The sequence below is a fragment of the Ferruginibacter sp. genome (genome assembly GCF_031430955.1).
Taxonomy (GTDB): Bacteria; Bacteroidota; Bacteroidia; order Chitinophagales; family Chitinophagaceae; genus Ferruginibacter.
Genome location: NZ_JANPCM010000437.1, coordinates 1 through 7780 on the forward strand (window position 1 = coordinate 1; position 7780 = coordinate 7780).

General features: G+C 38.2%; 6 protein-coding genes. All 6 read right to left on the reverse strand.

From position 1 onward, the window contains the following. On the reverse strand, nt 1-492 hold a 492-nt coding region (locus ACY65O_RS12085; protein ID WP_462221109.1), incomplete at its 3' end, for a hypothetical protein. A 105-nt stretch (nt 493-597) separates the two neighbouring features. Beyond that, the gene (locus tag ACY65O_RS12090; RefSeq protein ID WP_462221110.1) at nt 598-1710 is read right to left on the reverse strand and encodes a hypothetical protein; all 1113 of its coding nucleotides are present in this window, start codon (nt 1708-1710) and stop codon (nt 598-600) included. A 13-nt stretch (nt 1711-1723) separates the two neighbouring features. After that, the gene (locus ACY65O_RS12095) at nt 1724-4153 is read right to left on the reverse strand and encodes a hypothetical protein (RefSeq protein WP_462221111.1); all 2430 of its coding nucleotides are present in this window, start codon (nt 4151-4153) and stop codon (nt 1724-1726) included. Between the two features lie 3 nt (nt 4154-4156). Then, nucleotides 4157-4642, reverse strand: coding sequence for a hypothetical protein (locus ACY65O_RS12100; RefSeq protein ID WP_462221112.1), 486 nt, complete (start codon nt 4640-4642; stop codon nt 4157-4159). 71 nt (nt 4643-4713) lie between these two features. Further along, entirely contained in the window at nt 4714-6048 is a 1335-nt protein-coding gene (locus tag ACY65O_RS12105) for a M12 family metallopeptidase (protein WP_462221113.1), read from the reverse strand. Between the two features lie 22 nt (nt 6049-6070). Continuing rightward, nucleotides 6071-7351 carry a hypothetical protein gene (locus tag ACY65O_RS12110; RefSeq protein WP_462221114.1) on the reverse strand — a complete coding sequence of 427 codons (1281 nt, stop codon included), beginning with the start codon at nt 7349-7351 and terminating at the stop codon, nt 6071-6073. Nucleotides 7352-7780: the final 429 nt, after the last annotated feature.

The following is a 7780-nucleotide window of genomic DNA, read 5'->3' on the forward strand; positions in this document are numbered from 1 at the left end:
GCCAGGGTTTCCACCCACAGCCGGGTTGCTGACATCGTAAAAAGTGCTGAATGTTGCATCGTTGGAACTGCGGGTAACCAAATCATAAGTATAATCGGAAGCAATTTTTATTTTAACGCTTTCAGGCATTTTGCCATTGGCTCCGGGATACATGTAGATGGTTTGGCCGGGAGTAATTTTTTTTGCGGTGATGCTAAATTTTTCTCCGTCGGCAAGGGGCGTTGGAAAATTAAAATTCGTTACAGTAAATGTTTTTCCGGCTTCTTTTTTGGGTGAGATGGTCAGATCGTTTTTACCATTATTCTGCAAAACGATGCCGATGCCGGATGGTGCATAAAATATTCCGCTGAGTGGTAAAGTGGATGCTGCGGCATTGGTATTTGAGGTTGTGGTAGCCACAGTTTTTTTCACCGGTTTTGCCGGGTTTGATTTTTGGGCATAAATACATTGTACGATGACAGTTAGAGCAAGCAGTAAAATTATTTTTTTCATGTTTGATAATTGTGAAACTGTTTGAGAAATTATTTTTTTATGTGGCTATAGCCTCTTAGCCTGGAGTTTATTTCGCCATGCCTTTAAAGGCATGGCAAGGGATAGTTATTTTCCAATCATATTTTTCAGTGCTGCAAAATCAACGGCTTTCATAATGTCTGTCATAAATTTTAGCGCTATAGGATCTTTGTGGCTGCCTCTTAAATACACCCAAAAAAATTGTGGCGATGACCGGGGTAATTTTTTAAAATATGCCGGATTTGGTTTTATCAGTACCTGCCCAAAAGGATCGCTATCATCAGTAAACAGGTAAGCTAAATGGCTTCCATGGGGATCAAGTTTTACAATAGCCTGTTTGTTCAATTCATCAGCAGGTAATTTCAACTGCTCATCAATTTTATTAAACGCCGGCTTGTAATCTTTTTCATTATCTGCAAGAAATTTTTCATACCGCTCTTTAATGTTCAGATAATCCATTTTCATATATTTTTTTAATTTTTCGGGGTCGTTTTTAAACTCTTTTTCTTTAAATCCTTTTTCAATTTCATTATTCTTAAGTGCATCATTAAAACCTGATGCAGCCATGAGCATTGCTTTTGCCACTAATTTTTTTTGTACCTCCAAAAATTCTTTTTTGGTTACATAAGCAAAAGGCAGTTTGCCATCGTAAGTAATTAACCATTGGTATTCTTTGCCGGAGCCGGGCATGCCCAACACAAGGGAAGTTTCTATTTCTTTAAAATACCAGTTGCCATCTTTTTCAATTGGCATGTCCGAGATATAATGGAAACCTGTACCTGATGTTGCTTCTTCGTTATTCAGCAATTGATAAATTTCTCCGGCAAATAAATTAGCTGTTATATTAAAATAGGTTGGCGTTTCGCCTGCTGTTTTAATGGTGTTGCCATCGCAATAAAAGTTTAAAGGGATGATGCTGTAACCGTAATCATTAGCCGGCCTGTACGCTACAGGGTAACCATAGTTTTCATGATAAAGGGCTTTTACACCCATTGGGGCATACTTTGATTTTATCATGTTGGTTATTGTTGCCACCACTTTTTTATGCTTAGCTAAATCTACCGCTGATAATTTTCCTGAATTATAAGGTGCGTCTGCCTTTAATGTACCGGGTGTTAGGAGTAACGATTCGTCGGTGCAATTTTGTGCAGATGATGAAATGGAAAAGAGAATAATGGAGAATAACAGTAAATATTTCATGAGTTATTTTTTTCTAATTAAATAATCCTTTTACCGGGGTAAATGTTCCCGGTGCCTGTATGCCACTGCTGATGGAAGATTGCAGCCCGTTTTGCTGAATGTCTTTAAGAATAGCAGGAGCCGCTTCCATTTCATCTACTGCCTGTATTATTTTATCAAACTTATCTTTCATAAACTTTTTATCATCCATTGCATCCATTTCTTTCATAATTTTTTCCATCTCCTTTTTTGATTGTTGCACCTGTTCATATTTATCCATCTTATCTGTTTCCTGCTGCATTTTTTCTATCTGTTTTTTAAGCTGCTCCTTTTTTTCTGCGTTGGTTTCTTTCTGCTCTATTTCTGCTTCCAGCTTTTCTATTTGTTCAATTATGTGTTCATATGCTTCCAATTCTTTCACTCCTTTCATCATTTTTTCCAGTTGTTCTTTAAGAATGTCTTTTGAATCTTTTATATCCTTACAATCGGCGGTCATCATTTTTTTGAGCAGCTCTTTTGCTAATTTGTTTTTATGAATGTTAGGCAATGGCGTCAACTCGTCCAATATTTTAGGAAGTGGTGTTAGGTCATCTAAAGGGATTTTTGATAACGGTGTCATTTCATCATCATTGATCGTTCCGGGCGACATGCTGCCATTTGCTGTTTTTGTAGATGGGTCCTTGCCTGGTTCCGCAATAGTATTGCGATCAGCAGTATAAGCGGTAGAATGATTCGGTATTGGGTTGTTTGCGTTCTGTTTGGTGCCTAATGAATTAATATCAAAATTATTTGCTGCATTACTCAATTGCTGCCAGTCCGCACCCACCGGAACTCTAACTACAGAAGGACAAGCGAAATTAGGAATGTTGGGTACCGGTGTAATAGTAACGCCATCACCATCTTGTTTTACACACGACTTCTCTATCGCATACTGGTTGTCTATTGCACCCTCGTACATTCCTGCAATGGCACCAGTCCAGGCGATACATGCTGACATTATTGTATTTTTTGGATTGCCTGTTATATGCCAGCTCCAGGTACAGAAAGCATTCAGCCACACACGAAATTCTTCAATCTTATTTTCATGAAAACTCCTGATCAACGGATTTGCATATGTAAGAAATAAATTATTCTTTCTATTAAAGTCTGGGCACTTGTCATTCTTACCACTTTTAGTTATTATAATTTTCTGCGCATTTATATTATCCATTAACTGGCTACTCTCTTTAGTAAAATCCAACATCCATTTGGCCAGGTAAACCTGTAATACTTTCATGACTGTTACTGCCGGCTTGCTCATCCTGTTCAATCCCTTTATATTTTCCTTCATCATTGTTTTAGCAAACTCGTTCTGACCTTTCTCCATCAGTGCCTCTACTTCCGCACTACTTGCTTCGGCCAAAGTATCGATGGTGTTTTTTAACTGCTCAAACATTTTTGAATAGCCATTTTTTATGCTCATGTTTTTTTCATATGCTGAAACATCATCTTCCAATACTGGCAGTTTAATCCAATCTTTTTTGAAATATTCATAAATAGTAATGCTGCGTTTCAGTTTTTCAAAATCAAGTTTATCTAACTTGTCTTGCCCGTGATTATTTTTTATTAGTGTTTCAGTAAATGGGTTTATTGAACTTTCGATGGCTTTGATATAATCATCAGTTGCTTTATCAGTGTTGCCTTTTGTTTCTTCAATCACACCTTCAGTCTCCTTTGCTTCGGGGTGATTGGGGTTGAGTCCACCAGCCCGTTTGATATTTGCGAAAGCGCTGTCTACATCTCCCAGGCCAAGCCATGCCTGCCCCAGGTTATTTAAAACGGTAGTGTTCCGGGGAAATTGGTTTTTTAATTTTTGTAAAACAGGAATAGCCTGTTCGGGATAACCATATTGGGTAAGCAGCGATGCCATATTATTTTGCCAGTTGGCATTGGAAGGATCTTCCTGCACCGCTTTCATGCTTAATGCCATAGCTGCCTGCGGATGACCCTGCAACATGCACAGCACAGCGGCTCCACCAAGTGCAGCCGCTTTGGGATTTTGTGCAATGATCTTTTTTGCGAGGGCTACTTCCGCAGGATCCCCTTTCGACATTATTTTATTAAAAAGATTACCAGCATACGGCGCCATGTCTGCCTGTAAAAGTTTTTTCTTTGGTATTGCAGCTATCCTGGCCGCATCTTTTTTTGGAACCAATTGTTTGTTGCTGGTAAATTCCGGATAGTCAGCAATTTTATCGTTATGTTCCTGTAACGAAGGCATCACAGTTTTCATCATCTTACGCATCTCTGTTTTTTCATCCTCACTCATTCCTTTCATTTCATCCTCCATCATTTTATCCATTTCTTTTTGAGCAGGCGCTTTTTGGGCAGGCGCTTTTTGTTTTGCAGCAGGTTTTTTGCCTGGTTGTGCAAAGGCAATACTTGCCGCAAATAAAATGGTAAGAGTAAAAAAATATTTTTTCATTATTTATTTTTTCAGGTGAAGATTTTTTGAAAACAATTCCACTACTGGTTTAAAATTTTTATCACTCAGCTCAAAAACAACACAAACTGTTTGGTTATGTTTGCTAAAAGAATTCAGCATTACTACACACTTTTTTTTATTTTGATAAAAATTACCAATAGCCAATGTTGATGCCCAGCCATCCCACATCTGTTCTGTCATTATTTTCAGCGGTTTTTTACTGGCTTTGGTCAACCGCTTTACCACCTGTTCATTCCACTGGCTGGTAACATCTTTCATCACATCTGCTTTGGCAGGCAGGCTTTTGTATAAAGTAATGGTGCAGAAACTTGTATCATTATTTGTAATATTAAATTGTACCCGTGATGGCAATTCGCTTTTAGTAAAAAACTCCGGTGGTTGATAGGTGAATACATCAAAGCCGCTGGTTTGAGAAAAAATATTAACTGTTGTAAATATCATCATCAATACTAAAAATTGTTTTTTCACTTTTTTAATATTTTTTATTTGAAATGTAACAATGATTTTATTTATCCTTTAATAAGAGGATTTTATTTGTATTACAAACAACTGTCTCTATTCCATATTAATGTTATCCTGCAACCCCCTTTTAAAGCAGGCAACACGTTCCATTTGTAACCTAAAAGGGTATGTACACCCAGCATTTTTGCTTTCCAGAAACTGATACCTTTATTAATGTCAATTTCATTTACCGGAATTTGTAAGGAAGCGGCGGGTCTGTTTTCTTCTCTGATTAAAGAATGATTTTGCACCCATAAAACTGTTTCTGTATTATTGGTCCTTGGTATGCCAATTTGTTTCCACCAGGTAACTTTTTTAGTGTTTGTTTCACCCAACGAAAGCGCAAACTCCACCTGGTCTGCTGCTACCACATCATATTCCACTTTAAAAAAAACATCATCACAATCATCATTGGTACGCAGGTTGCCGGCAGTGTTTATTCCTTTTGGTGCAGCCGGATACCATAACCTTGCATACTGCCCATCCATTTGTGATATCCAGTAATTGGTGGTGGTACCGCTGCCAACCAGCAGTAAATCATCAGGTATGGTATAATGCATAATTGAATTCCTGTCGTAGGCAGAATAGTTGGTATTATTCTGGTTGAACTTATTGATGATATTCCAATCAACTTCTGCTGAAGACCAGTTATTTTTTTCTTTAAAATACTTGTATGTTTTATCAAGGTTCCATTGCAGTGGCGAAGCTGGCGATTGGTGTTCGTGATGAAAGCCCAGTGCATGTCCAAATTCGTGTGTTATAACCCGGCTCATTTCCAGTTCTGTTGTATTGGCATCAAACCAGCCAAAATTCATAGTATAGGCATTAAACGGATTGGATAAAACATCACGGCCCATCCACGACCAGCTTTGGCCGGTATTGAACAAACCAACTTTTATTTTAGCTGCTTTAAAATCAGGTATAAATTCAAATTTTATGTTGGCATAGTCTTCCCATTTTTTAGCATAAAATTGTATCCTGTTTCTTATCCAGTCCGAGCCATTGTTGGGAGAGAGATAAACAGAAATTACATCACCGGGGTTCCACATTTTTTCTGTAGCTCCGGCTAAAGGTTGCTGTGTAACGCCTACCTGCAATATTGTACCATCGCTGTTTATTTTTGGAACGGGTGAGCCTCCGCTGTTTCTGCGTGGCGGAAGATTAACATTTGCTGGCGGAGCTATGTCAACACAAATTTTTACTTTACCGAAATCATACGCAACAGTATTTGCCACGGTGTTTTTAATTACTGCAGGCTGGTTATTTATCATTACCGGCTTCCGGTTAGTTTCGGTAGTTTTTATTTTATCAAACTGGGCAAGTAAAGCAATAGGTATTAACAGTGCCGGCAGTAAAAAAAAATTCTTTTTCATAACATTTTTCATAACAGTTAAATTATTTTTTACTCATTACCCATCTTCCTCCGCCACGTACATTGCTGCCGCTGCCCCAGGTGCCATTGAGTGCGCCATTTGTATCCATTAAAGCGCTAAATGAAAAACTGCCGGAAGTAGTATAGGTATAAGTGCCTGTTAACTGATTAGCTGTATAGGTGTAACTACCGTTAGCCATTACATTTCCGTTAGCGGCTATTACCTGCATGGTACCATCTGCATTTAACCTGAAGGAATAATAATTAGGGTTATTGTTTTCACCATTACCATAAGTACCGGCCCATGTACCTGCAATTGAAGGTGCAGTTACAGGCTTATCTGCTTTTCTCATATTACCAGTCATATTTTTACTGCCACTGGTACCTGATGCTGGCGCCGGCGGCGGCGGCGGAGTATTATTACTATTACCTGGAGGCGGCGGTGGCGGTGGAGTATTTACTGCACCAGGCTTTGGTGTAAATTCTACTTTAAGCAAAACAATATAATTGCCATGGTCCCTTGTATTGCCCAATGCTTCTTCATTATACTGTACCGGTATAACACCTGCACCGTAACCAAAATTGCTGCTTGCAATTTGCTGCATTACATTAGCATTTAATAAAACTGCTTTGGGTGAATACTCACCGTTTGTTGTAATGCCAATCGGCCTTGGCTTTGGTGTAAGTTCGCCAGCAATGGCAAAAAAAGCTTTAAAAGAAAGATAAGAACCGGCATCAATCAAGAAAAGGCCAAGTAAACTTGCTCCACCAACACCTGCTACGCCGTTAGGCCCAAAACGCTGATTGGATAAAGCAGATGCTTTTTGATTAATAACTGAATAAGCGCCATCAATGGAAGCGTCAAAACTGTTTTGATATCCTGTACCGGGATCCCATTCCCAAATGGTAGGCACAACCGTTAGTACATCGCCTGCACCCAAATCATATTCTCCAATAATGTTATTACAATAGTAATTATCGCCGCCTTTAATGCCGCCTCTTAAATTTCCAAAAAGATCAACAGCAGAACCTGCATTGATGCGGTTGCCAAATGGGCCATAGTTATCGCCATAGGTATCCGTTTGGTTACTGTATTTTAGTTTGGTATTGCCATTGGCATCTGCAATTGTAAAATAAAATCTAAAAAAAACTTCATCCACTTTTCCATCCAGGTGAAGTATATCATCGGCAGTTTCCCTGAGGCATTTAAATCCTGCAAAAGAAATTTTTACACGGCCCGCCTGCTGGGCAATGGCATTTAGTGCAGAGCAAAAAATAAGTGTTATAATAATAATCCTTTTCATATTAGTTGATTTTTTTAATTTATAATGATAAAGTAAAAATGATACTTATTTCTGCCTGGAGCAATCCTCTAAAAACAGGATATTTTTATACGTTAAAAAGTCTTCGAAAAAATAAGTATAGGGAATGCTTAACATGTTTGAATGCAAAAAACGGAGATGATTATTGCTGCCAGCTCCCTGTTTTGATTTTACTTATACAAAAAGCCGGTATTTTATCAATCGTTATCTTCTTTTATTAATATCTATTTGTTCACCATTACTTAGCTTCATTGTTTTAAATGACATTTCCACCTTAATAACCTGCTCTTTATTTACATGATGAGTGCGGTGCCATTGCAAAAACATTTTTGCCGGCTGTTTGCCCTAAAACCACTGCAGCACTTTTGCAACAATTAAGTGTGGCTTTTATCAGCTAAATAAATTTTATTG

Excerpts from the sequence above, each read along its gene's own strand:
- ACY65O_RS12090 (WP_462221110.1), bottom strand. The coding sequence starts at position 1,710 with ATGAAATATTTACTGTTATTCTCCATTATTCTCTTTTCCATTTCATCA.
- ACY65O_RS12095 (WP_462221111.1), bottom strand. The coding sequence starts at position 4,153 with ATGAAAAAATATTTTTTTACTCTTACCATTTTATTTGCGGCAAGTATT.
- ACY65O_RS12105 (WP_462221113.1), bottom strand. The coding sequence starts at position 6,048 with ATGAAAAAGAATTTTTTTTTACTGCCGGCACTGTTAATACCTATTGCT.
- ACY65O_RS12110 (WP_462221114.1), bottom strand. The coding sequence starts at position 7,351 with ATGAAAAGGATTATTATTATAACACTTATTTTTTGCTCTGCACTAAAT.